The sequence below is a fragment of the Pseudomonas sp. R4-84 genome (assembly GCF_054130985.1).
Map to the genome: position 1 here is coordinate 36,765 of NZ_CP096390.1, position 25,755 is coordinate 62,519.

The following is a 25,755-nucleotide window of genomic DNA, read 5'->3' on the forward strand; positions in this document are numbered from 1 at the left end:
CTCTGCGGGCGCTGGAATGTGTTTAGCGGGTTCAAACCACTCATATCGGGACGCTGCGCCACGACTTGCCGTCACGCTTGGGTGGATCTGTTTCCATATATTGCACCGTCTTTTCGAAAGAAGTCCCGGTGTTAACCTGCAAAAAACCCGTCATGCCGGGTATTCCTACAAAAGAAACGGACGTACCCGACTTCACCTGGAGTCGTTTCGACAAGGAGCCCCACAATGCACGCCATCAGTTTCATTCAAGACCTGGCGATCATCTTGCTGGCGGCCGGGTTGGTCACCGTACTGTTCCATCGTTTCAAGCAACCGGTGGTGCTGGGCTACATTGTCGCCGGCTTTATCATCGGCCCGCATACGCCGCCGTTCGGCTTCATTCACGATGAAGAAACGATCAAGACCCTGGCCGAGCTCGGCGTGATCTTCCTCATGTTCTCCCTGGGCCTGGAGTTCAGCCTGCGCAAACTGTTCAAGGTGGGAGCCACGGCGTTTATCGCTGCGTTCCTAGAGATCGTATTGATGATATGGATCGGCTATGAAATTGGTCGCTGGTTCGACTGGAGCGCCATGGACTCGCTGTTTCTCGGCGCGATCCTCGCGATTTCCTCAACCACGATTATTGTCAAAGCCTTGAATGACCTGAAGATGAAAAACGAGCGCTTTGCGCAGTTGATCTTCGGGGTATTGATCGTCGAGGACATTCTCGGCATCGGTATCATCGCTTTACTGTCGAGCATCGCTGTCAGCGGCACCGTAAGCTCCAGCGAGGTGTTTTCCACGGTCGGCAAGCTGTCGCTGTTCATGATCGTGGCGTTGGTCGTCGGCATCCTGCTGGTGCCGCGATTGCTGGCGTACGTGGCGAAGTTCGACAGCAACGAGATGTTGTTGATTACCGTACTGGGGCTTTGTTTCGGCTTCTGCCTGCTGGTGGTAAAGCTGGAATACAGCATGGTGCTTGGGGCGTTCCTGATCGGTGCGATCATGGCCGAGTCTCGACAATTGCTGAAGATCGAGCGATTGGTGGAGCCTGTGCGCGATCTGTTCAGCGCAATATTTTTCGTGGCTATCGGGCTGATGCTCGATCCGGCCATTGTGCTTCAATATGCGTGGCCGATCGCAGTCATTACCTGCGCGGTGGTATTGGGCAAGATATTTTCTTGTGGTCTCGGCGCCTTTATCGCGGGAAATGATGGACGCACCTCCCTACGAGTCGGGATGGGGCTTTCACAGATTGGCGAATTTTCTTTCATTATCGCTTCGTTGGGGATGACCCTGCAGGTGACCAGCGATTTCCTTTATCCGGTCGCTGTGGCTGTCTCGGTGCTCACGACATTGTCGACCCCTTATCTGATTCGGGCCGCTGATCCGTTGTCGGTCAGATTGGCGTCGGCAATGCCGCAGCGATTGACGCGCGTGCTGGGCATGTATGGAGAATGGTTGCGCAGCATCCAGCCACAGGGTGAGGGAGCCATGCTGGCTTCCATCATCAGGCGCATCATGCTGCAGGTGGGTGTCAACCTGGCATTGGTGATCGCGATTTTTGTCTCGGGGGGGTATTTTGCCGAACGAGTGTCTGCCTATCTGCAAGACTGGATCAGCGATCCGAGCTGGCAGAAAGCGTTGATCTGGGGCGGCTCGCTGTTCCTGTCGCTACCGTTCCTGATCGCGGCGTACCGCAAGCTCAAGGCGTTGTCGATGCTGCTGGCGGAAATGGGTGTAAAGCCGGAGATGGCCGGCCGCCACACCCAGCGCGTGCGTCGCGTGATCGCCGAAGTGATTCCGCTCCTTTCGCTGCTGGTGATTTTCCTGCTGCTGGCAGCCTTGTCAGCCAGTATCTTGCCGACCAACAAGCTGCTGGTATGGATCGCAGTGGTCGCGATTGCCTTGGCGGCCCTGCTTTGGCGCTGGTTTGTCCGCCTGCATACACGAATGCAGGTGGCCTTGCTCGAAACGCTGGACAACCACAAGGGATCGTCCGGGCATTGATCAGCGCCGGACGCTAGAGCATCAACTTTCCAACCAGACATCCCTTGCCCAGTGCCATACCGATTCCCACGTTTCCTCGGCGATCAGCTCCTCTTCTGCCTGCCATAGCACTACGGTGCCGTCTTCTTCGACACAGTAGTAGTCATCGCCGTCCTGGCAGATCGGAATCAGGCTTCGATCAACACCGGCATCCCAGGCATTGGCGGCCACATCCGGCAGGTAGGTATGGGACTGCGGATCGGTAACGGTCACCGGCTCCAGGCTGCCGTAGACGACATCGCTGACGGTGAGCAAAAACTCCCGGAACACGAACGGGATATCGATGAACAGCTGCTCTTCGATTTCCACCAGCAAGTCTTCGTCGGGCAATTCCAATGGAACCGGTACGGGTTCGTTGGCTTCGCGTAATTGTTCGATGATTTCTTCCACGTCCGGGATCCTCTTTCTCGATGGCGCGGTTTATAGGGCGGTTTATACAGTAGCCCGCTGTAGATGCAACCGCGAAATAGAAAACCCCGGCAAGTGCCGGGGTTCTTTTATTTCAACCTGCGAAACGCGCAAAGGTTCAACCGTTCTGGCGGATACCTGCGACCAGCCAAGGCTGGTTTTCGCCTTGGGCACGTTCCATGTTCCAGCTTTCGCTGAACGCTTCACCTTGGTCGAAGCGAGAGTCTTTCGACACGCCGACGAAGGTCAGGGTGGCGATAGTCTTGTCGGCGCGATCGTCGACGCCTTCGAGTTGTATCTGGAGGTTGTCGATGTAGGTGGACTGATAGCCATCACCCAACTCGGCCCGCTCGCGCTTGAGGAACTCCAGCAATTGCGGGGTGACGAACTCGGCGATCTTGTCCATTTCGTTTGCGTCCCAATGCTGCTGCAGGGACATGAAATGGCTGCGTGCCGCTTCGATGAAGCGTTCTTCGTTGAACCAGGCAGGTGCGTTGATCACCGGGCGCGCCACTGGAGCAGCCGCGCCACCGAAGATCGAGCCACCGGCAGGTTGTTGGTTGAACACTTCACGCTGCATCGGCGCATGGCCGGCCGGAGCGAATTGCTCCTGCTGCTTGCGACGACGGGCTGCGATGAAACGGAAGACCAGGAAGGCAATGACCGCCATGATCAGGATGTCGAAGATCTGCATGCCCTGGAAGCCGTCGCCCATGAACATGGAAGCGAGCAGACCACCGGCCGCGATACCGGCCAGGGGGCCGAGCCAGCGCGAAGCGCCGCTGGCCTTGGTGGCCGCGCCAGCAGCACCTGCCGCGCCCGCGGTGGCGGCAGTGGACCCGGCGGCAGACGACGGCGCCATCTGGCTGGTCTGATGAGTCGGGGCTGCGCCCGAACTTTTACCACCGCCAAAACGCTTGGCGGCATTGGCGTCGATGGCCATCGTCAGGCCGATGCACAACGCCATGGCGATGCTAAGAAAACGTTTCATATAAAGGCATTCCCATTTGTGGATAGCACGCGCGCCATGTTGCACAGGTGAACTGTTGCTGGCTAGCAGCAGAGTGTTTCGGGCTTTTGCGTGACAGCCAAGGTTCAGGTTCGGCTCGCGCAAGGAGCCTTGTTCGCTTTGGGCTGTAGGAAAGGTGAACAAGTTCTATCGGAAATATTTAATGTTTCCAGAATAATTGTGGGAGCGAGCAAGCTCGCTCCCACAAAGGGGATTACCGAGGCTTTTAGATCGCTTCCAACTTGGCATACCCCAGCATCAGCCATTTGCTGCCTTCGCTGAAGTTGACTTGGACCCGAGCCTGGGCACCGGCGCCTTCGAAGTTGAGAATCACGCCTTCGCCGAATACCGAATGTCGGACGGCCTGGCCCAGGCTGAAGCCGGTTTCCGGGATGTCGCTGCCGCCAAACAGGCTGTTGGTGCCTTGTTGCTGACTGCCGCCGAACGGTCGACTGACACTGTTGGAAAGACGTACTTCCTGGATCAGACCCTTCGGCACTTCACGTACGAATCGCGACACTTTGTTGTAGGTCTCGCTACCATACAAACGTCGGGTTTCAGCGTAGGTCATCACCAGGTTCTGCATGGCACGCGTGATGCCGACATAAGCCAGGCGCCGTTCCTCTTCCAGGCGTCCGGGCTCTTCCAGGCTCATCTTGTGGGGAAACAGACCTTCTTCCATGCCCACCAGGAAGACGTAGGGGAATTCCAGGCCCTTGGCGCTATGCAGGGTCATGAGCTGAATGCTGTCTTCATGCTCGTCCGCCTGGGTGTCGCCGGCCTCCAGGGACGCGTGGCCGAGGAAGGCCGACAACGGCGACAGGTCTTCATCTTCTTCGGTGTTTTCGAAGTTGCGCGCAGCGCTGACCAGTTCCTCAAGGTTTTCCACCCGGGCCTGGCCTTTCTCGCCTTTTTCAGCTTCATGGTAGGCAATCAGGCCGGACTGCTCGATGACGGTCTGGGTCATCAAGTGAAGGGGCATTTCCCCGCATTTGGCGGCCAGATCTTCTATCAGGTCCATGAAAGCCTTCAGGGCGCCGGCGGCACGGCCGGTGACGCCTTTGTTGTCCACCAGTTGGCGCATGGCTTCCCACATCGACACATGGCTGTGACGGGCATGGTCGCGAATCGCCTCGACGGTTTTCTCGCCGATGCCCCGCGTCGGCACATTGATTACCCGCTCCAGGGCCGCGTCGTTGCCTCGTCCTTCGATCAGGCGCAGGTAGGCCATGGCGTTCTTGATTTCGGCGCGTTCAAAGAAGCGCTGGCCGCCATAGATACGGTAAGGGATCCGTTCGCGAAGCAAGGCCTCTTCAAGCACCCGCGACTGGGCGTTGGAGCGATAAAGGATGGCGATGTCGCTGCGGGCCAGGCCGGTTTTCAACGCGCTCTCGATGGTTTCCACAACATAGCGGGCCTCATCGTGTTCGTTGAACGCGGCGTAGAGATTGATCGCCTCGCCTTCGTTGCCCTCGGTCCACAACTCCTTGCCCAGGCGACCGGTGTTGTTGGCGATCAGGGCGTTGGCGGCCTTGAGGATGCCAGCGGTGGAGCGGTAGTTCTGTTCCAGGCGAATCACCTCGGCGTCGGGAAAGTCCGCCGAGTACTGGTGGATGTTCTCGATCTTGGCGCCACGCCAGCCGTAGATCGACTGGTCGTCGTCGCCCACGACCATCAGGCTGTCGCCGCCCTTGGCGAGCAGGCGCAACCACGCGTATTGAACGGCGTTGGTGTCTTGGAATTCGTCCACCAGGACATGTCGGAAGCGCCTCTGGTAATGCTCCAGCAGCCCCGGGTGGTCACGCCACAGGTCCAGCGCCCGCAGCAACAGTTCCGAGAAGTCGATAACCCCCGCACGCTGGCAGGCCGCCTCGTAGGCTTCGTAGATGCTGCGCATGGTTGCCAGGAACAGGTCACCGCTGGCCTGGATATGCTGCGGGCGCAGGCCTTCGTCCTTCTGACCATTGATGAACCACTGAGCCTGGCGGGCGGGCCAGCGTTGTTCGTCCAACCCAAGTTCGCGAATCACGCGCTTGACCAACCGTTGTTGATCGTCGCTGTCCAGGATCTGGAAGGTCTGGCTCAGGCCGGCTTCCTGCCAATGGGCGCGCAACAGGCGATGGGCCAGGCCGTGGAACGTACCGACCCACATGCCAGCCGGGTTGATGCCCATCAACTGTTCGATGCGATGGCGCATCTCGGCGGCAGCCTTGTTGGTAAAGGTGACCGACAGGATCGAATGGGGCGAGGCGTTCTCGACCTGGATCAACCAGGCGATACGGTGCACCAGCACTCGGGTCTTGCCGGAGCCGGCACCGGCCAGGACCAATTGACGGCCCACGGAGGCAGCAACTGCCTGGCGTTGGGCATCGTTTAGGGAGTTCAGCAGAAGGGAGAGATCATCGCGCATCGAGGCATTCTAGGGTGCGGCGCCACCTCGGGCAAACCGAGCTTTGCATTGGCCGACAAAACACCGCCTGCGGACGACCGGTCAGTCAGCGCCCGCAACCATCGGCGGGGCTCGGTTACGGTGGCCGGCGCGCAATTGGATCCGCGTTTTTTCAGTATTTTTATGAATCAGGGCAGTGTGGGATGGCCTTTGGCTTGTGTATGCTCGGTGATCGTTTCGGGCTCACCATGCTCCCCTGAATAAGAACAAGAACAACATTTATGACCTTCAATTCCGATCTGGCAGGCCCGCGTGTAGAGCCGCGGATTATCTGCAAGCAGTACGCCACGGAAATGGCGGTCGAACGCACCAGGTTGTTGTACCAGGGCTCGCTGCTGCCCACATTGTTCATGCTGATCAACGGTCTGGTCTGCGCGGCGCTGCTGTGGGAGCCTCAGCGCTACTTCCTGGTCAGCGTGTGGCTGGTCTGGTTACTGTCGCTGGTCGCGCTGCGGGTGATCCAGGTGGCCGCTTTCGATTCGGCGATACCAAGCCGCCAGGCCCACCCGGTCTGGTTGCGCATGTTTCTTCTGGGCTCGGCCATGACCGGCCTGACGCTGGCCGGTGCGGGCATTGCCCTGGTGCCGGCGGACAGTTTCCAGCAACAGGCTTGGGTGTTCGGCCTGATCGGCGCCGCGACCCTCTCTGCCAGTGTCGCTTACGCCGTGAGTCTACCGGCGTTCCTGTCCTTTACCTTGCCCTGTCTTTTGCCGGCTATCGCTTACCTTTTCTGGGGGCCGGACGAGCATCAACGTGGCTGGGGTTGGCTCGGGCTGGTGGTGCTGGTCTCGCTGAGCGTGGTGGCCTGGCAGGTCAACCGGCTGATACAGAACGGGATGTTGCGACGGTTCCAGAACCAGGCGTTGATCGAGCATTTGCAGCAGGCACAAAGCCGCGGCGCGCAGCTCAACGAGGCGTTGGCCCGGGAGGTCGAACAGCGTCGCTCCGCCGAGGCCCAATTGCGCACCGCGCAGGTTGGCCTGGAGGCGCGGGTAGCGCAGCGCAGCCTCGAACTGGAGGCGGCCAGCCAGGCCCTGGTCAAGAGTGAAGCGCGCCTGGCGTTGGCCCTCAAGGCCAGTGAGCTGGGGTTGTGGGACTGGAACCTGCAGACCGACGAGGTTCATCACACCCAGCTCAAGGAGCTGTTTGGCCTGGAACCTGAATACATCACGGCCATGCTCAGTCATCTCACCCCGCGCCTGCATCCCCAAGACCTTCCGGCGCTCAAGCGTGCCCTTGTCGAACATCTGAAGGGCCGCAGCGAGGATTACCAGATCGAATACCGCGTGCGCCACGGCGACGGCCATTGGGTCTGGATCGAAGACCGCGGCCGGGCCGTGGAGCGCAGCGCGAATGGGCGGGTACTGCGCATGGTCGGTACGCGCCGCAACATCAGCGTCAGCAAGGAGCTGGAACAGCAGCGCCAACTGGCCGCCACGGTGTTCGAGGCCGCCAGTGAGGGCATCGTGATTTTGGATCCCAATTACGCGCTGCTTGCCGCCAACCAGGCGTTTACACGAGTGACCGGCTTCGATATCGCGGACATGCTGGGGCGCAATGTGGTTGATCTGCCTTGCAGTCGCGACGCGCGTCGGCACTATCCGGTGATTCGCCAAGCGCTCAAGCAGCACGGCACCTGGCAAGGCGAGCTGGTTGAGGCGCGCGCCAACGGCGAGCTCTACCCACAGTGGCTCCAGTTGAATGTCGTGCGGGACTCGCGGGGAAATATCAGCCATATAGTCGGTTTCTTCGCCGATCTTTCAGCGCGGCGCGAATCCGAAGAGCGGATGCGCTATCTGACCCATTATGACGAGCTGACCGGGCTGGCGAACCGCTCGCTGTTCCGTGAGCGCTTGAACGAAGCCCATCAGCGAGTGCGCCAGGGAGGACGGCGTAGCCTGGCCTTGCTGCACATCAACCTCGACCGTTTCAAACTGCTCAACGACAGCCTGGGCCATGACATCGCCGACCAGCTTTTGCAGAAAATGGCTCGGCGCCTGATCAACGCATTGCCCGAAGCCGACACCATCGCCCGGCTGTCCGGCGATGAGTTTGCGGTACTGTTCGACGCCTACGGCAATCTTTCGAGCCTGGCGCGAGTGGCGACCCGACTGGCCACCAAGCTTCGCGTGCCGGTGACGATCGATGGTCACGAACTGGTGGTCAGCGCCTCCATAGGCATCAGCCTGCTGCCGGATAACGCGCGGGAAATTTCCACCCTGGTCAGCCAGGCCAACATGGCCATGCAACACGCCAAGCACTTGGGCGGGAATAATTTCCAGTTCTACACCGACAGCCTGCAAGCCAGCACGCTGGAGCGTCTGCAGTTGGAGAACCAGTTGCGCAAGGCGTTGGAAGAACAACAACTGAAAGTGTTCTACCAACCCAAGCTATGCCTGGCGACGGGGCGGCTGAATGCCGCCGAAGCGTTGGTGCGCTGGGAGCATCCGAGCATGGGCCAGATTCCACCCGGGGAGTTTATCGGTCTCGCCGAAGAAACCGGGCTGATCGGTCCGATCGGCGAGTTCGTGCTGCGCCAGGCTTGTTGGCAGGCGTGTGAATGGCAGCGCCAGGGGCTGGAGTCCATTCGTGTCTCGGTCAACCTTTCGGTGCATCAGTTGCGCCAGGGCAAGTTGGTCAGCCTGGTGCGCCAAGTGCTCGAAGAAACCGGCCTGGCTCCGCATTATTTGGAGCTGGAACTCACGGAGAGCCAGTTGCTTGACAGCGTCGAGCACATCATCGCTACGTTCCAACAGCTGCGGGATCTGGGAGTCAAGCTGGCCATCGATGACTTTGGCACCGGTTATTCGTCCCTGAGCTACCTCAAGCGCATCCCGGTGGATTACGTGAAGATCGACCAGGCCTTCGTTCGTGGGCTGGAGGAGGGGGGCGAGGACGCGGCCATCACCCGCGCGATCATTGCCATGGCCCACGGACTGTCGCTCAAGGTTGTGGCCGAAGGTGTCGAGCGGGAGGGACAGCTTGAGTTCCTGAAGAATGAGCACTGCGACGAAGTCCAGGGTTATCTCATCAGTCGACCGGTTGGAGCCGAAGGCCTCGCCCGTCTGCTGCGGGAGCAGGGATAGGATTGGACTTGGCGTGCGCCGAGCCTGCGAGACGGCTACAAGGAGCGTCGCCCGCCAAAACAAGGGACAACAAGGTCAATTCAGTTACGTATTGGACAGGCGAAGAGCCGATTCTTGTAGTATAACTACAAGCCTGCTACATCCCGGCACCTGCCCATAACAAGAGTCCAGCCCCTTGAACCTGTTGCAACACATTGCCCAGTCACGCCACTTGCTGCGCAAATCGGAGCTGAAAGTCGCCGATCATGTACTGCTTGATCCCGCGGCCGTGATGCACAGTTCCATGGCCGATCTGGCCCACAGCGTTGGCATCAGCGAACCAACGATCGTGCGTTTTTGCCGGGCTATCGGTTGCTCGGGTTTCCAGGACTTGAAGCTCAAATTGGCGCAAAGCCTGGCGGCCGGTGCCAGTTTCGGGCAATTCGCTATTCATGAAGACGATTCGGTCGCCGACTATAGCCTGAAAATTTTCGACACGACGCTGCACACCCTGATGGAGGTCCGCGAGAAACTTGACCCGGTCGCGCTGCAGAAAGCCGTGACGGCAATGTCCCAGGCCCAACGTGTCGAGTTCTACGGGTTCGGCGCCTCGGGTGCGGTGGCGGCCGACGCCCAGCACAAGTTTTTCCGGTTGCTGCTGACGGCGGCGGCTTATTCCGACCCGCACATGCAGGCCATGTCGGCCGTCACGTTGAAGCCGACCGACGTGGCGATCTGTATTTCCCAGTCGGGGCGCTCCAAGGATCTGTTGATCACTGCCAATCTGGTGCGTGAAAGCGGCGCCTCGCTGATCACCTTGTGTCCGAGCCAGACACCGCTGGCTGAGCTCTCCACCGTGAACCTGGCGATCGACGTGCACGAAGACACGGAAATCTATACGCCATTGACGTCGCGCATTGCCCACCTGGTGGTTATCGATGTGCTGGCGATGGGCGTCGCCATGGCGCGTGGCCCAAGCCTGGTCAACCACCTCAAGAGCGTGAAGCGCAGCCTTCGCAGCTTGCGGTTGTCACCCAAGTCGGTGAAAGCGCTGGACGACTGAACGCGGCCTTGGAAGTCAGGGCTTTTGGGCGAGGGAGCAAGCTCCCTCGCCACGGGGCAATTCGCCGAATTCATCGTTCTGTAACGCTCGCGCCGCCAAACCGTCATCCCTCACCGTCATCGTGGAGCTCCCGTATACGTCTTGGGAGTCTCGACATGACCCAGTCCTACGAAGAACGCAGCGCCGCCAAAACCCGTCGCCAGCAGGAAGACCAGCGCCGCATGGCGTTCCGTCGTGCCATCGAAGACCGCTATGAGCAGCGTCAGCTCCTGGCGCAAATAAGCGAATATCCTGACCTGATGGAAATCAATTACTGGCAGGCAACGCCGGCGGTTTCCCGTCGAAACGCTCAACCAAGCCGATGATCTGCGCACGTTCGCCGCGAACGAATGCCAGAAACGCATGAGCCACCGGTGATAGGCGCTTGGCCCGGGCCTGTACAAGGCACCAGCTGCGATACAGCGGCAGCTCCTCCACCGGCAACTCGATGAGCGCGCCGGACGACAATTCCCGGCTCACGGCGTGGCGCGTCAAGAGCGCCACGCCCAGCCCGGCCACCACGCATTCACGCTGGGCTTCGGCAGACGCCACCTCCAGCGTCTGGGTGAAATGCACCCGTTTCTCCTTGAAATATTCCTCACAGGCCAGCCGCGTGCCTGAACCCGGCTCGCGCAACAGCTGCGTATAGGGTTCCAGGTCTTGCAAGCGCAATGAGCCCATGTGGCACAGCGGATGATCGGGCGGCGCCACCGCAACGATGGGATTATTGAGAAACGGCAGAAACTCCAGGCCCATGTCCTGGGGCACCATGGACATGATCACCAGGTCATCCCGGTTATCCGAAAGCCTGCGGATGACTTGGCCGCGATTGACCACCGTAAGGTTCAGGTTGACCTCCGGATGCTGGCGCTTGAACGCGGCGAACAGATGCGGGACGAAGTACTTGGCGCTGGACTCCACCGCAAGCTTCAGCTGGCCTTGCAGCGAGCCCTGCATGTCGGAAAGCTGCATATCGAGGTTTTCCAAACGCCCGAAGATATCCCGGCTGGCGCGTTGCAGCGCTTCGGCGGCTTCGGTCATGTAGAGTTTTTTGCCGACATACTCAAACAACGGCTGGCCGATCAGCTCTTCCAGGGATCGAATCTGTAGGCTAACGGCCGGTTGCGTGAGAGACATTTCATCCGCCGCACGGCTGTAGGACCTCAGATCGCACACCTCATTGAAGATCTGCAGCTGACGCAACGTCATACGCATCAATGACTTACGCATTTTTCAAGCACTCTGGTCCGAGACTGATCACCCAACTATAAGTGTTTGCTTATGCGTGACCCAATAATTATTCATTTTTGTTAATCCCCAGCCAGGACTAGTGTGGGGCTGCGACCAATTGTTACATCTGGTCACGCGTCGGCCTGGATCCCAGGCCGTGGTATCACCGGCTCAAGGGAACCTCCAATTGATAACAAAGATCCTGATCGCCAACCGTGGTGAGATTGCCGTCCGCATCGTGCGCGCCTGCGCCGAGATGGGCATTCGCTCGGTCGCGGTCTACTCCGACGCGGACCGCCATGCGCTGCATGTCAAGCGTGCGGACGAGGCCCACAGCATTGGCGCCGATCCGCTGGCCGGTTACCTCAACCCGCGCAAATTGGTCAACCTCGCCGTGGAAACAGGCTGCGATGCCTTGCACCCCGGCTACGGCTTTCTGTCGGAAAACGCCGAGCTGGCAGATATCTGCGCTGAACGCGGAATAAAATTCATCGGTCCGTCGGCGGAAGTCATTCGGCGGATGGGCGACAAGACCGAAGCGCGCCGCAGCATGATCAAGGCGGGCGTACCGGTGACGCCAGGCACCGAAGGCAACGTCGCGGGCATCGAAGAAGCCCTGGCCGAAGGCGACCGAATCGGTTACCCGGTAATGCTCAAGGCTACGTCCGGTGGCGGCGGTCGGGGTATCCGTCGCTGCAACAGCCGCGAAGAACTCGAACAGGCCTTCCCGCGTGTCATCTCCGAAGCCACGAAGGCGTTTGGATCGGCGGAAGTGTTCCTCGAAAAATGCATCGTCAATCCCAAGCACATCGAAGCGCAGATCCTGGGCGACAGTTTCGGCAATGTGGTGCACCTGTTCGAACGGGACTGCTCGATCCAGCGCCGCAACCAGAAGCTGATCGAAATCGCCCCCAGCCCGCAACTGACCCCCGAACAGCGTGCCTATATCGGCGACCTGTCTGTGCGCGCCGCCAAGGCTGTCGGTTACGAGAACGCCGGTACCGTTGAGTTCCTGCTCGCCGAAGGCGAGGTGTACTTCATGGAGATGAACACCCGGGTCCAGGTAGAGCACACCATTACCGAAGAAATCACCGGTATCGACGTGGTGCGCGAGCAGATTCGCATCGCCTCCGGGCTGCCGCTGTCGGTCAAGCAGGAAGACATCCAGCACCGCGGCTTTGCGTTGCAGTTCCGCATCAACGCCGAGGACCCGAAAAACAACTTCCTGCCCAGCTTCGGCAAGATCACCCGCTACTACGCCCCGGGTGGCCCGGGCGTGCGCACCGACACGGCGATCTACACCGGTTACACCATTCCGCCGTTCTACGATTCGATGTGCCTGAAGCTGGTGGTCTGGGCGCTGACCTGGGAAGAAGCGATGGGCCGCGGCTTGCGGGCCCTGGATGACATGCGCCTGCAAGGGGTCAAGACCACCGCCGCGTATTACCAGGAAATCCTGCGCAATCCGGAGTTCCGCAGCGGCCAGTTCAATACCAGCTTCGTTGAAAGCCATCCGGAACTGACCAACTACTCGATCAAGCGCAAACCCGAAGAGCTGGCCCTGGCCATCGCCGCCGCCATTGCCGCCCACGCAGGCCTGTAAGGAATCATGACAATGTCCAAGAAGATCCACGTAACCGACACAATCCTGCGCGACGCCCACCAATCGCTGCTCGCCACTCGCATGCGCACCGAAGACATGCTGCCGATCTGCGACAAGCTCGACAAAGTCGGCTATTGGTCGCTGGAAGTCTGGGGCGGCGCAACCTTCGACGCCTGCGTGCGCTTTCTGAAGGAAGACCCGTGGGAGCGCCTGCGCCAACTGCGTGCGGCGCTGCCCAACACCCGCCTGCAAATGCTCCTGCGCGGCCAGAACCTGCTGGGCTACCGCCATTACAGCGATGACGTGGTCAAGGCGTTCGTGGCCAAGGCTGCGGTCAACGGCATCGATGTGTTCCGTATCTTCGATGCGATGAACGACGTGCGTAACCTGCGGGTCGCCATCGAAGCGGTGAAGGCTGCCGGCAAGCATGCCCAGGGCACCATCGCCTATACCACCAGTCCGGTGCACACCATCGAAGCATTCGTGGCCCAGGCCAAGCAGATGGAAGCCATGGGTTGCGACTCGGTGGCGATCAAGGACATGGCCGGGCTGCTGACCCCCTACGCCACTGGCGAATTGGTCAAAGCCCTGAAAGCCGAGCAATCGCTGCCGGTCTTCATCCATTCCCACGACACCGCCGGCCTCGCCGCGATGTGCCAGCTCAAGGCTGTCGAAAACGGCGCCGATCACATCGATACCGCGATCTCCAGCTTCGCCTGGGGCACCAGCCATCCAGGCACCGAGTCGATGGTCGCCGCTCTCAAGGGCAGCGAATTCGACACCGGCCTGGACCTGGAACTGCTGCAGGAAATCGGCCTGTACTTCTACGCCGTTCGCAAAAAATATCATCAGTTCGAGAGTGAATTCACCGCGGTGGACACCCGCGTCCAAGTCAACCAGGTTCCGGGTGGAATGATTTCCAACCTGGCCAACCAGTTGAAAGAGCAGGGCGCACTGAACCGCATGAACGAAGTGCTGGCGGAAATCCCACGAGTACGCGAAGACCTCGGCTTCCCGCCGCTGGTGACCCCGACCTCGCAGATCGTCGGCACCCAGGCGTTCTTCAACGTATTGGCCGGTGAGCGCTACAAGACCATCACCAACGAAGTGAAGCTCTACCTGCAAGGCGGATACGGCAAGGCACCTGGCGCGGTGAACGAGAAGCTGCGTCGCCAGGCCATCGGCAGCGAAGACGTGATCGATGTGCGTCCGGCCGACTTGCTCAAGCCGGAAATGACCCGGTTGCGTGGTGAAATCGGTGCCTTGGCCAAATCCGAGGAAGACGTGCTGACCTACGCGATGTTCCCGGACATCGGGCGCAAGTTCCTCGAGGAGCGTGAAGCCGGCACCTTGACCCCCGAAGTACTGCTGCCTATCCCAGAGGCTGGCAGCGTGAGCTCCGCTGGCGGCGAAGGTGTACCGACCGAATTCGTCATCGATGTCCACGGCGAAACCTATCGCGTCGACATCACCGGCGTAGGCGTCAAGGCCGAGGGCAAGCGGCATTTTTATCTCTCCATCGATGGTATGCCGGAAGAGGTCGTGTTCGAACCGCTCAATGAGTTCGTCAGCGGCGGCAGCAGCAAGCGCAAGCAAGCCACCGCGCCGGGCCACGTCAGCACCACCATGCCAGGCAACATCGTTGATGTGCTGGTCAAGGAGGGCGACGTGGTGAAGGCCGGCCAAGCAGTGCTGATTACCGAAGCCATGAAAATGGAGACCGAAGTCCAGGCCGCCATCCCAGGCAAGGTCACGGCGATTCATGTAGCCAAGGGCGACCGGGTCAATCCGGGCGAAATCCTGGTGGAAATCGAAGGCTGATCCGAACAGCCGCGATAAAACGTTTTACCTCGGGGGAGCAGGTGCTCCCCTTTTTTTTGCCCGTTAGAACGCCATCCGCCATTGCCCGGTCAACGCGCCGTTACGGTTGTCCTGGCCCGTTTCTGCGCTGTAGCTCAACCCCAGGGTGTGACGTGGCGACATGGCCAGGTCCAACCCCGCTTGCAAGAGCAGGCTGTCCCGGTCCAGTTCCACCCCTTGGATGATGTAGGTGCTGCCACCGTTAGCCAGGCGTTGATGGGAGCTGCCCCTGATGTCGCCGTATAGGTGTTTCCAGCCGACATCCACGCGTGGCGTCAACCGCATGCCTTGGTCGAACGCAAAAGGGTGGGCGATACGCAGGCCGAGATCGCTGCTGAAGTGTTCCTGGCTCTGGTCGTGGTATTGCAATGCAGCATCGCCACCTTTTTCTGCATAGGCGTCGCGTTGGTAGCGTTGGTAACCCACCCGGATGTAGGGCTCCATATCGAAGTGTCCGACGTCCAGGTTGTAGCCGACCTGTCCAAAGATCTGTTGTGTCGTGGCGTCGTAGCGACCCTTGAGGTGATCCCTGAAACCATTGAACGCAACATGGCGTTTGGTGCTTCCGTCATGGCTGCCATAAACGGCACCCAGGCGCAGGGCCACTGGCCCATCCTGGCGCAAGGCATAGGCACCCATCAGCCAACTGTCGAGCGCGCCGTCGAATTGATAGCTGTCCAGCCGTGTCTGGGTTTTGCTGCCGATGACGCCCAGGCGCCAATCGGGGCTGACGGCCCAGTCGGTTCCCAGCATCAAACCTTTGGTCGAATGCTTCAGGGCAAAGCTGCCCAATTGCTTGGCGAGGCTGCCGTTGTTGCCGATGGCCTGGACCCAGACCTGGCCTTTGCCATGCTCACCCGTCGGGTTGTTCCGGCCCATGGCGGAGAGCATTCCCGAGCTGATCGGTGCGACGCTGCTTAAAGTCGCGCTGCCCAGGTCTGCCGTGTCGTAACCGCCCAGTTGGTCGATGGCATCGGCGGCGGTGGCCATGTTGGTACCGAGCAGGGCGTTGATAGCGGCGTTGGGTTTGGGGTTGGCTGCCACTTTCGCGGGTTCGTTGGGATATGACGCGGGATGACGGGTTTGCGATTCTGTGGCGGATATTTGTTCAGCGGGTAAAGCGACGGCGGGGCCAGCCTCCGTTGCTTCGGCATGGTGTTCCACGATACTGCCTATAACCGCTTGGCTATTAACCGTGGGCGCGATCTCGTTGGGCACCTTGTCCTTAAGCGCAAGGGTCAATCCTACTTCTCCCGTGGCGTACTCAGGTGTTGCCGTCATCAAGGCCAGTTCGTTGATGACGTTCCCGAACTTCCCTTCGACTTTTTGCGCTTTTATCACGACGTGTTTGTTCTCAGCGATGGACTCGCCCGACAGAGACGTGATCTTCAACGTCGCATTGCCTAACGTCGCGGTACCGCCAACCTTGATCGTGGCGCCGCCTTTCTCCGTGTCGACTCCATAAGCCAGCGTCGCGCTTTTGGACAGCTTGAGGTCATGGGTAACCGAGGGGGCACCCATGACTGGACCGATTTCAATCAAACCCGCCACATCCAGCGCGTCGACCGTCCCGTTGCCGCTGAACGTGCCGTTTTTTCCAACGAACACAGGCCCGGTCACGGTACCTGGGTTATGGAATACGCCAAGCACATGCACTGCGCCCGTTATCTGACCGGTGTTGGCCAGCTTTGCCTTTGAGTCAACCAGGCTTGCACCGGTGAGCGCGCCACCGTTCGACCATTCGCCTTGCTTGAGGTATAGATCCTTGAAGTTGCCGGTTGGGCCGATTACGCCTCCCTTGCTGATATCCAACTGCAGAACATTGGTACCGCCGCCGCCGTCAGTGGGCCCGAAAAGTTCGCCTTGCTTGCTGACAATCACAAGGTCATTGCCGACGCTCATCGATAGGGGCGCTTCCTGGGCCTTGATGACCGGTTCGATGTTTGTATCCGGCGCCGCCGCGAACGCCTTGAGCCTCGCCTGCATCTTCGCGGTTGTTTCAACGGGGCGGGCGTCCTCGGTAACTGACTGAGCCATCGAAACCTCGGCACAGCCGAGGGCCAAGGTTATTGCCAAGGCAAGATGGTGGGGCAGGAATAGGTGTTGGGTAGGCATTGAATGCGACCTGTAGTGGAGAAGGTCGCACTTTAAAAATTCACCGAAAGCGGCGATGCCAGCCATCTTCTCGCCGCAGAAGCGAATTGGCGGATGGAGAGCGTAGGCCGGTCGTGCTCGGTTCCCTCCATCGTCGCGATGGCTGGCGGAGCCTGTAGCTTTACCCTACAGCAGGTTCATACACGATCGATCAGCTGCGCTTTAGATAAGCCTTTCCATAATGCCGCTCCATCCGCGCTTGAATCAGCTCCAGCGCAATGGACATCAGCCAGTAGATAATCGCGGCCGTGGTCAGCATTTCGATATAGCGATAGCTGGAGCGACCATAAGATTGCGCCAGGAACATCACTTCCCAGACGCCCATCACCGAGATCAGGGAGGAGTCCTTGAGCATGGAGATGAATTGGTTGGTGGTCGGCGGGATGATGGTGCGCATGGCCTGGGGCAGGGTGACGCGCCAGAAGATCACGGTTTCGCCCATGCCCAGGGCGAGGGAGGCTTCGCGTTGGCCGTGGGGAACGCCGAGGATGCCGGCGCGGAAGATTTCGCTCAGGTAGGCGCCGTAGTTCAGTGACAACGCGATGATGCCGGCGGCAATGGCGCCAGGAACGATGCCCAGCTGGGGCAGGCCCAGGTAGATCAGCAAAATCTGGATCAACAGCGGGGTGCCGCGAAAGAACGACGCATAGAAGCTGGCGATGCCGAACGCCACCGCACTGCTGGACAGCCGCGCCAGCGCGGTGATGAAGCCCAGGAGTGACGACGCGACGATCGAGCACAGGCACAGGAACAACGTCAGCACCGCGCCCTGCAGGAAGCCGTTGGGGGCCAGATGCAAACCGAGCAGGTTCGGCAGTTTGTCGAGGATGATCGAGAACTTCAGGTCGAAACTCAGGAAAAAACTGGCGAACAGCACCAGCATGACCGCCCACGTCAGGTACAAGCGTGTGCGAAAGCCGAAGATTTTATGCAGGCGCGACTCAGTCACCGGTGGCGGTAGCTGGACAGGAGGCGGAATGGAAGTCATTGGCTGATGTCGGCGCCGATCCATTTTTGCGAGAGCTTGCTCAGGGTGCCGTCCTGTTTCAGTTGGGCGAAGACTTCTTGCACCTTGCTGTTCCACTCGGCGTCACCCTTTTCGATGGCGACCGAGTTCGGCTCGGCATACAGCGCTTCGCCAGCGAGTTTGAAGCGCTTGTCTTCGGTCAGGCGTGGCTGAGCGGTCACCAGGTTGGTCAGCACCGCGTCCAGGCGCACTCCGGCGCCCAGGCCGAGGTCTTGGAACGCCACGTTATCGGTGTCATACGGGGCGATCTGTACGTTCTCGAACGGATAGCTCAACCGGGTATCTTCCGCGCCTTCAATGACCAGGTTCTTGTTCAAATAGCTCTCATAGCTGGACGCGCTGGTCAGGCCGACCTTCTTGCCGCTCAGATCCTTGGCGCCATGGATGCTGTCGTCCTTGGCATTGACCACGATGACCGCTGGCGAGGCGTAGTACTGCACCGGGAAATCGAACACCTCGGCGCGGGCCTTGCTCGGTGTCATGGAGCAGATGCAGATATCGTAGCGCCCGCTCCAGCGACCGGCCGCAATCACGTCCCAGGACGGCGTTTCCAGGCGCAGCTTCACACCCAGTTTCTGCGCGACGGCCTTGGCGACGTCCACGTCGAAACCGTCAAGCTGGTTCTGGTCATTGAGGAACGAGAAAGGGGGATAGCTTTCCATCAACACGCCGACGAGCTCTTTTTTCTGTTCGATACGATCCAGGGTGATACCTGCGAGCGCTTGGGAAGACGCAGCCAGCAGACCCAGGCCCAGGGCCAGCAACGGTTGAAATTTCATGGGCGATCCCTGGTTGAAAAAGAGGTTGTGATTGGCGAAAGAGTGCGCATTAAATAGTTATAAGAACTACTCCGGTAGTGAGTATTTTTCATAAGCTTATGAGTGAATCGCATATGGGCGTAGCAACAGTCATTCTCGATGGTGGCATGGGCCGTGAATTGCAACGCCGTGGCGCGCCGTTTCGACAGCCCGAGTGGTCGGCGCTGGCATTGAGCGAAGCGCCCCAGGCAGTGGAAGATGTCCATGCCGCTTATATCGCCAGCGGCGCCAACGTGATCACCAGCAACAGTTACGCCGTGGTGCCGTTCCATATTGGCGAGGCGCGTTTTGCCGCCGAAGGTCAGGCACTGGCGGCTTTGGCCGGTGAACTGGCGCGGCGGGCGGTGCAGGCTTCAGGCAAAACCGTACGAGTGGCCGGGTCGCTGCCGCCGCTGTTCGGTTCCTACCGTCCCGATCTGTTCGATGCGTCCCGTGCAAGTGAGCTGCTGGCGCCTTTGGTGGCGGGACTGGCGCCCCACGTCGACCTGTGGCTGGCAGAAACCCAAAGCTCAACGGTCGAGGCACGAGCCATCCGTGCCGGGATCCCACAGGATGGCAAGCCGTTCTGGCTCTCGTTCACCTTGAAAGACGAGGACACGGATGAAGTGCCGCGCCTGCGTTCCGGTGAACCCGTGGCGGATGCCGCGGCCGTCGCAGCGCAGCTGGGCGTCGAGACGCTGCTGTTCAACTGCAGTCAGCCGGAGGTGATCGGTGGCGCCATCGATGCCGCGCGGCAGACGTTCGAGCGCCTGGGCGTGACAATCCACATCGGTGCCTACGCCAACGCGTTTCCGCCGCAGCCCAAGGAGGCGACCGCCAACGACGGGTTGGACCCATTGCGCGACGACCTCGATCCACCGGGGTATCTTCAGTGGGCAACGGACTGGCAAAAGCGCGGGGCCAGTCACCTGGGTGGCTGCTGCGGAATCGGGCCGGAACATATCGCCGTCCTGGCCCAACGATTGGGTTGAGTGATGTGGCGGTTGGCCGAGGAATTGGCCGACCGCTTTTTCACCCGCGCTTACGATTTCCTACCCAACGCGGCAGCGACGCCATACATATGTATGTCAGCGCTGCCTCGCCAGCACGATAGGTTTGCGGACTTTCCAATCAACCCTTGGACAGTCCAATGCTCCCCGAACCAACCGATAAACCCAGCCCTTTACCGAGCGTCCGAGCCGGCTTTGGCAGGTGCATTGGTGGACAGCCTGATAAGCGAGGAAACCCGTGCCCACCAACTGCTTATGGGGGCTTATGCGGTGAACCAAGGGGAAGCCCAGCAATTTCTGCAGCGCTTCGGGTTTTCAGGCAATCGGGCCGAGCATAGTCGTTTGAGTTTCGCACGCCACGTGAGTCATCGAGGGGAAATACCCGAATGGGCCTGGCAGTATGCCAAAGAGGGGGCGACGCCCGAATCCCTCGTTAGATTTCTGGCCAAGAGGCTTGCGCCAAAAGCGGAGTGATCCGATCGCCATCACATGGCTGACTCGCGAGAATGTCTGTCACAGTTACTCATGCGCAGCAGCCTCGCAACGCTACAGAAACTTACGTTCACATATGTATATAGCAGGCTCAGGTTGCCCATATATATGTATGGCTTCACGGCGGTGGCGGGAGGATAGGGTCTGGGTTCTTTAATCAAACCAACGGACCCTCCATGACCCTTTTGCTTAACGATGAACCAGGCGTGCCGCGCCAGGCGCCGCCCGTCACCCTTGCACGCATTGATCCATTACCTGACGGCGATGCATTCGAGCCGCACAAGTTTGCCGATCAGTGGTTGCTGGAGTTGGGATTGCTAGGCGATACACCGCTTCGTGTGACTTACCAGGAAGTTGAAGCTGTCGATTCGGCTGCTGAAGATAAAACCGCATCGGTTCCCTTGCGTGCCGCTGTCACTCAGGGTTTTCTCAAGGCCTATCAAAGCGAGCCAATTGCCGCCTTCGCGGCTTTTCACCGATGCGAGGATTGGATCGAGTATCCCCACAGAAGCCATATGAAGCGGGATTTTTCGGCACTTCGTATCGACGGTTTTGTGCTTCCAAGAAACCTGTTGCAGAAGTTGCAAGCAGGCGTGCCTCCGGGCTACAGGGGGCCTGGGCTCGCTTTTGAGGCCGACTCCGTCAGTCAAGACGCCTCGCTGGCCCCTCAGGAAGAAGCTCGCCATAAACAGCTGAAACGTCTGGCCACCCATAAAGCTGACCTGAATCGTTTGTTTGCAGGCTTGCCCACGTTCGACACGGCGTTGAAGAATCTGCTGGTCGATTCGATCAGGAAAAAAATCGAGCCGGACAAATTCCGTGGCGCAGCGCGACAGGCGATCGACCCGGACAATTGTTATGTGAATCACTTCACGACAGATTCACTTGGGGCGCGCTCATTGGTTTCTTCGTTGAGTTTCAGCGAAGTCATGATGGACTGTTTGTCCACTGATGAGTCTCCTGTATACGCCCAGGGAAGCGTGGGTTTTTTCACTCGCTCGGACACGGTGCAAGAGACCGACAGCCTATTCGTCGACCCGGTGGATGCGCATATCCTGACGGTCATGACGTCGGCGTTCCATATCGAGAACCCGACAACCAATAACCAGCTGAGGCGTCAGTTTCTTGATGACCTGGCCGCATTTCGCACGAAGGAGACCCTGAGAGACGCGCTCGACCCGGTTATCCCCTCCACCGCGCAAGATGAGTTGGTCCTCAGACTTTCCCAACGATTCCTGTATTTATTGGATTTATACAAAGCCGATCGAGATCCCACTGCACGGCTAACCCATGGGGAGCGGAACCTGCGCAATGACGAGGATCGCCTGCTGAGCATCATCACGACCCACCCTTCAGAGGCGGCCAGGGGAAGTTTGATAAGGAAGGAGCATCTTCCCCATGTATATAAGGTCATGCTTGAAATGGAGGGCGACTTGTCGCAGAAGTGGCCGGCCGCGATGGTGATAAAGCAACGTGATCAGCCGGCTTTATTCCTGTACTCCATGGAGAGGGGGATAGAGCGGTTCGATGAGTTCCGGGAGTTGGTGAATTCGGTAACCCCGGTCTATCAAGGGCAGGAGCGCAAAATCAAAAGTATTGATCAGGCGCTTCCTGAGCATGTTTTCGAGCGGGCAGCCAAAGACCTGCTTGATCTTCAGTACTCGTCGTTACAAGCCGTTCTGAAAGCACCGGAACTTGTGCAGTTCGATTTGGCCCGCTTTGCTCTGGATGCTGAGAAAGCGCTGGAACTTCCGATGCTGGCGCTTGACGGTGTGCTGGTTGCCCGAAGCGAAACCTTGCTCAAAAACAGTCGCCCGGACGCCTACAGAGCCGCGACGGTTGTACACAAACGCATCTATCGCATCTTGGAAGAGCAGGCGCTGACGGCTGAAAGTGAAATTGCCAAAAGACGCGTTCAGACAATATCGGAATTCAGTCGCGAAAAAATCGTCGCCTATCTCCGGGAGCAACTGCACAAGGAGATTGATCCCGATCCAGACCGGACATTGATTACCTTGTTTCAAGGTCGCGCCTGTACGTTGAACGACTCGCGACTGACCAGCTTGACCCAATTGATGATCGACAATACGCGCCCTGCGCAGTACCCGAATGCAATGAAGGAAATCCGGCCGGTCTATCTTGTCGATAAGGACGGCCAACCGATCAGTCACCCGCTGACCCGTCTTTTGATTCTTTTAACGGGGCCTGAGCTTGCCAGGATGGCGACGAGTCTTGATATCGGTGACCGTTACGAGACGTACCTCAAGGAAAAGATGAATGCGCCGGACTATAAGGAGGCCTGGTGGGATGCTTACCTGGCCAATATGTCCCTCAAGGGCTACGAAGCCGTCCTCAAAGGTGATGATGTACTCAAAGAGACCGTGACGGATGTCAGTGTCCATCCAGCACGCACCGAAAAACGGGTTGTTCTCTGGCAGGATGCGGTTATCAAATCATCCAAGGCAAAGGATCGCGAAAGAGTACAGGGAAGGGAGGTACATGTTTACGGTCTGCTGCTGTGCGGGACCGTAGGCGCGGGAGGACAGCACGGCACCTTGGGCAACGCGACCAGTGTCGACGGTGTGCTGATTTTTTCAGATCAGGACGGGCCGACAATACAGGGAACCGTTGGCGTCTATTTTCCGGACAGTCCCGGTGGAGATGATCTGCATGAGTTTGCCAATCTCAATGACGGTGTCGCGGATCTTCTTCAACGGGAGGAATGGCAGGTCTATTTCGCTTCCCGCATCGCCACCAACAATCCTCAAGAACTGAAGCAGATTTTCGGGACGCGAAGCGGTCGACCGTTGGCGCGTGGCTCGTTGATCGGCGGCGATCTGTCTGAAGCGCTCCATGGGGCGCATGTGAGATTTCGAATTGCCCATGCCGATCATCGTTCCAACAGCAACCGCAACATCCTGCACCAAACCATTTTCAACCTGACCGTGATGGCGTTCGAAACGCTCCTGGACGTGGTTTCGTTTCTGGCACCCGCTTACGCCGCGTTGCAGCTGTACTTGATGGTCGCCAAGACCGGCCAAATCCCGCTTCACCTGAACATTGTCAAATATCTGATCCGCTCCGGCATCGCGCCGCGACCTATCGGCGGTGCGATGGGCACCTCACGAAATAGATCGTTTTCCCGGGAGGTATTGGCCCGTCTAAACCAACAGGAAAAACCGATTGGGTTGCCATTGGAACAAGCAATCTACGGCCCCTACGCGGTGAAGGATGCAACGGTTATACGAGGGCTGACCCCGGACGCTGGTGGGTTTTACCGCGTTACCGTTCGGGATGCCGCGACAGGCGTCGTCACCGCTCGCCCAGTGTATGTGCGACAACCGGGGGCAATGGTGCTCCGCGTGCACGACAATACGAAGCTGAACGCAGCCGAGGCGACTTTGGTCGATCCAGTCTCAGGGTCGAGTATCCGCTCCAGTGGTGTGATGAGGAGCACCGTGGCACGCATGCCAGATGGGGAATGGCGTGCGGTCGGGTTCGGCCGCGGAGGTGGCGGGGAACGTCCAACGCGGCAGGGCCCCTCAAGTTCGAGAACGGGTGGCCAGACGCTCGAGGACATGATCTCTGTGCTGGAACAGCCCGGCCAATGGGATTTTCTCCTGATGGATATCGTTCCCGAACTCGTGCCCCATATTCCAGGCTGGCCGCAGAACAGGGGCTTGGTCATCATGGATGTCAGGCCCGGGAGGCTGCCTTCCACCTTGCGGCTCTCGCGCCAGGCAGGCCCTGAACGTTTGTCGAGCAGTCCGGATTACGCCACGGATGTCGTGGTGAGACGGTCGAGCGACAACCACTATGATCTGGTCCAGGCAGATCGTGTCATCACAATTCGAAGCCCCGGTGACTGTTTCTTCTCGGCTGTTACCCAGGGGTTGGACGAACTTGAGGGGAGGGTCGTTTTCACCCCAACAGAGTTGCGCCTGGCGTCGGCAGGATACATTCGCCAAAACCTCGAATCGTTTCGCCACTTGGAGCTTCAGGACACCTCCCGCCCAATGCGGCAACCGGCTGGTCAGAGCGAGGAGGCGGTCGCGAAGGCGAAACAGGTGTTAGCGAAAACGGAGGCCACGCTTGAAAATCTCCTGGGCAGGGAGACCGTGGAAGTTTTAACGAGCCTGATCGCTGGCGCGCGCAACCCATATAAATTGTTTGGATCGCCTCGGCTACATCTGTCGCTGCGTGCAGGCTTGACAGCTGTCGGTGTCTCCTCGTCGGAGCTCTGGAGGCAAATCGAGCAACTGACTCCGGCCCGGCCTTTGTATGGACTGGCAACCTCTTTCATCCCCTACACGCCCGCCGAAAGAAGCGTTGTCGAAGAGCTCCTGGATATGACGCTGGTCAGCAGCGTGGGTGGGAGAACGATCGATCTTCTGGCCAGGGATGGCTATTTTCAGTTGAACCGGGATTCGATTCATATCTTGCTTGAGTACGGCGTCGATATAGACGAGTGGCATAAGTTCTATCCCAAGAACCCGAAAGCATATATTCCGAGCAGCGAGGCGGCTGCCGGGGATGTGCGGGGGCTCCTTAACGGCAGGGAACTGGTACACCCACATCAGTTGGCCGAGATCGCCAATACCCTCAAGGTAAATCGGGGCGAGGGAAGCCTGATCAATGAGTTGATAGAGTTCTTTCGTTATAAAAAAATGGTCGGACGAACCGTCGGCTTGCTTCGAGGTGCGCTTCGCAACAGAAGCAGGTTATTGGCCAGGGCTGAGCGAGTTCTGGTTTCTCGCGTGATCGCAACCAATCTTGGCGGTGCTTTGCCCGTATCTGTATTTTCAAGGTGGATAAGTCATCCGTCCCTCGGTTCAGCGAAGCTGGATTTTATTGCCAGGTATGCCGACACCCGTGCTCAGGAGCTATTGGATACCGGCAATATCGATATCCGGTGGATCCACTTGTTCACGGACAAGACGCTGAGAAATATCGAAATGCATTCAGGATCTCTGGCGGCTTTTATCCGTTTCTTGGAGCCGGCAAGCGCCAGAGATATCGGTATGGCGAGTATCGCCAAGCTGCTAAGCGGCTCTGATGGCGTTCCGTCGAACTCCAGAATCGTTATGCTGCTCGACATCCCTAACTTGTTGGCTAATCTGACCAATAATTTTACCCGCGAGGAGGCCAGGAGTATTTGGAGAGAGTTGATCAGCCCGTACTACAGTGACTTGAATATTTACGACGCGCTTGGGCAGGTTCGCCCATTGAACTCCGAAGCGAATTTCACATCGGCATTGATCAATGCTCTGCAGCAGGATGTGGCACGCGCGCATCAGCTGATTGACAGAGTCTTTGCCGATCCCACGACCTCGGCGCAGGTACTGAATCATCTCTATCGCTTCGACTTTACTGCGAATCGAGCGGAACACAGTCTTTTGATGTTTGCCGAATACGTGGGTTGTTATAACCGGATACCGGACTGGGCATGGCAATACAAAATATATAAAGAGTGATGCAACGATGGCTATCGCAAGGCCACCCGCGATAGCCGTCTGCTCTT

The 25,755-nt window shown here is 58.9% G+C and carries 15 protein-coding genes; 8 read left to right on the forward strand and 7 right to left on the reverse strand.

Annotated features, from left to right (window positions below; all coding sequences use genetic code 11):
• The first annotated feature begins 225 nt into the window (after positions 1 to 225).
• Complete coding sequence (locus M1D68_RS00175; RefSeq protein ID WP_420766099.1) at positions 226 to 1,989, forward strand: cation:proton antiporter; 1,764 nt, start codon at positions 226 to 228, stop codon at positions 1,987 to 1,989.
• A gap of 21 nt (positions 1,990 to 2,010) precedes the next feature.
• Here M1D68_RS00175 and M1D68_RS00180 read toward each other — a convergent pair whose 3' ends face one another.
• From M1D68_RS00180 to uvrD, 3 genes are all read right to left on the reverse strand, one after another.
• On the reverse strand, positions 2,011 to 2,418 hold the full coding sequence (locus M1D68_RS00180) for an SMI1/KNR4 family protein (protein ID WP_003187120.1): 408 nt from the start codon (positions 2,416 to 2,418) through the stop codon (positions 2,011 to 2,013).
• A 136-nt stretch (positions 2,419 to 2,554) separates the two neighbouring features.
• Positions 2,555 to 3,427 carry a Tim44 domain-containing protein gene (locus M1D68_RS00185; RefSeq protein ID WP_434561548.1) on the reverse strand — a complete coding sequence of 291 codons (873 nt, stop codon included), beginning with the start codon at positions 3,425 to 3,427 and terminating at the stop codon, positions 2,555 to 2,557.
• Between the two features lie 244 nt (positions 3,428 to 3,671).
• Positions 3,672 to 5,855, reverse strand: a complete 2,184-nt coding sequence (gene uvrD, locus M1D68_RS00190) for a DNA helicase II (RefSeq protein ID WP_457968893.1) — start codon at positions 5,853 to 5,855, stop codon at positions 3,672 to 3,674.
• A gap of 260 nt (positions 5,856 to 6,115) precedes the next feature.
• Between uvrD and M1D68_RS00195 the strand changes: the two genes are divergently transcribed.
• From M1D68_RS00195 to M1D68_RS00205, 3 genes are all read left to right on the forward strand, one after another.
• Entirely contained in the window at positions 6,116 to 8,980 is a 2,865-nt protein-coding gene (locus M1D68_RS00195; protein WP_420766102.1) for a putative bifunctional diguanylate cyclase/phosphodiesterase, read from the forward strand.
• Between the two features lie 175 nt (positions 8,981 to 9,155).
• The gene (gene hexR / locus M1D68_RS00200) at positions 9,156 to 10,022 is read left to right on the forward strand and encodes a transcriptional regulator HexR (protein WP_003187110.1); all 867 of its coding nucleotides are present in this window, start codon (positions 9,156 to 9,158) and stop codon (positions 10,020 to 10,022) included.
• Positions 10,023 to 10,177: 155 nt separating this feature from the next.
• The gene (locus M1D68_RS00205; RefSeq protein WP_434561552.1) at positions 10,178 to 10,387 is read left to right on the forward strand and encodes a PA3496 family putative envelope integrity protein; all 210 of its coding nucleotides are present in this window, start codon (positions 10,178 to 10,180) and stop codon (positions 10,385 to 10,387) included.
• On the opposite strand, the gene M1D68_RS00210 is transcribed toward M1D68_RS00205, so the two are convergent.
• Complete coding sequence (locus M1D68_RS00210; protein ID WP_420766104.1) at positions 10,329 to 11,291, reverse strand: LysR family transcriptional regulator; 963 nt, start codon at positions 11,289 to 11,291, stop codon at positions 10,329 to 10,331. The two genes, M1D68_RS00205 and M1D68_RS00210, sit on opposite strands and share 59 nt — an antisense overlap.
• Before the next feature lie 187 nt (positions 11,292 to 11,478).
• On the opposite strand from M1D68_RS00210, the gene M1D68_RS00215 reads away from it, so the two are divergent.
• Complete coding sequence (locus tag M1D68_RS00215) at positions 11,479 to 12,894, forward strand: acetyl-CoA carboxylase biotin carboxylase subunit (protein WP_457968896.1); 1,416 nt, start codon at positions 11,479 to 11,481, stop codon at positions 12,892 to 12,894.
• Positions 12,895 to 12,906: 12 nt separating this feature from the next.
• Positions 12,907 to 14,715 carry a sodium-extruding oxaloacetate decarboxylase subunit alpha gene (gene oadA, locus M1D68_RS00220; protein ID WP_434675592.1) on the forward strand — a complete coding sequence of 603 codons (1,809 nt, stop codon included), beginning with the start codon at positions 12,907 to 12,909 and terminating at the stop codon, positions 14,713 to 14,715.
• A gap of 63 nt (positions 14,716 to 14,778) precedes the next feature.
• Here oadA and M1D68_RS00225 read toward each other — a convergent pair whose 3' ends face one another.
• The 3 genes from M1D68_RS00225 to M1D68_RS00235 all read right to left on the reverse strand — a co-directional run bounded on the left by M1D68_RS00225 (position 14,779) and on the right by M1D68_RS00235 (position 18,714).
• The gene (locus M1D68_RS00225) at positions 14,779 to 16,791 is read right to left on the reverse strand and encodes an autotransporter outer membrane beta-barrel domain-containing protein (RefSeq protein ID WP_457968898.1); all 2,013 of its coding nucleotides are present in this window, start codon (positions 16,789 to 16,791) and stop codon (positions 14,779 to 14,781) included.
• Between the two features lie 268 nt (positions 16,792 to 17,059).
• Positions 17,060 to 17,896, reverse strand: coding sequence for an amino acid ABC transporter permease (locus M1D68_RS00230; RefSeq protein WP_434675590.1), 837 nt, complete (start codon positions 17,894 to 17,896; stop codon positions 17,060 to 17,062).
• Positions 17,893 to 18,714: an ABC transporter substrate-binding protein gene (locus M1D68_RS00235; RefSeq protein WP_420766109.1), complete on the reverse strand. Its 822-nt coding sequence runs from the start codon at positions 18,712 to 18,714 to the stop codon at positions 17,893 to 17,895. Before M1D68_RS00235 ends, M1D68_RS00230 begins: the two co-directional genes overlap by 4 nt.
• A gap of 113 nt (positions 18,715 to 18,827) precedes the next feature.
• Between M1D68_RS00235 and M1D68_RS00240 the strand changes: the two genes are divergently transcribed.
• Together M1D68_RS00240 and M1D68_RS00245 are read left to right on the forward strand one after the other, a co-directional pair.
• Positions 18,828 to 19,724: a homocysteine S-methyltransferase family protein gene (locus M1D68_RS00240; RefSeq protein WP_457968900.1), complete on the forward strand. Its 897-nt coding sequence runs from the start codon at positions 18,828 to 18,830 to the stop codon at positions 19,722 to 19,724.
• 686 nt (positions 19,725 to 20,410) lie between these two features.
• Positions 20,411 to 25,708: a dermonecrotic toxin domain-containing protein gene (locus tag M1D68_RS00245; protein WP_457968901.1), complete on the forward strand. Its 5,298-nt coding sequence runs from the start codon at positions 20,411 to 20,413 to the stop codon at positions 25,706 to 25,708.
• The last annotated feature ends 47 nt before the right edge of the window (positions 25,709 to 25,755 follow it).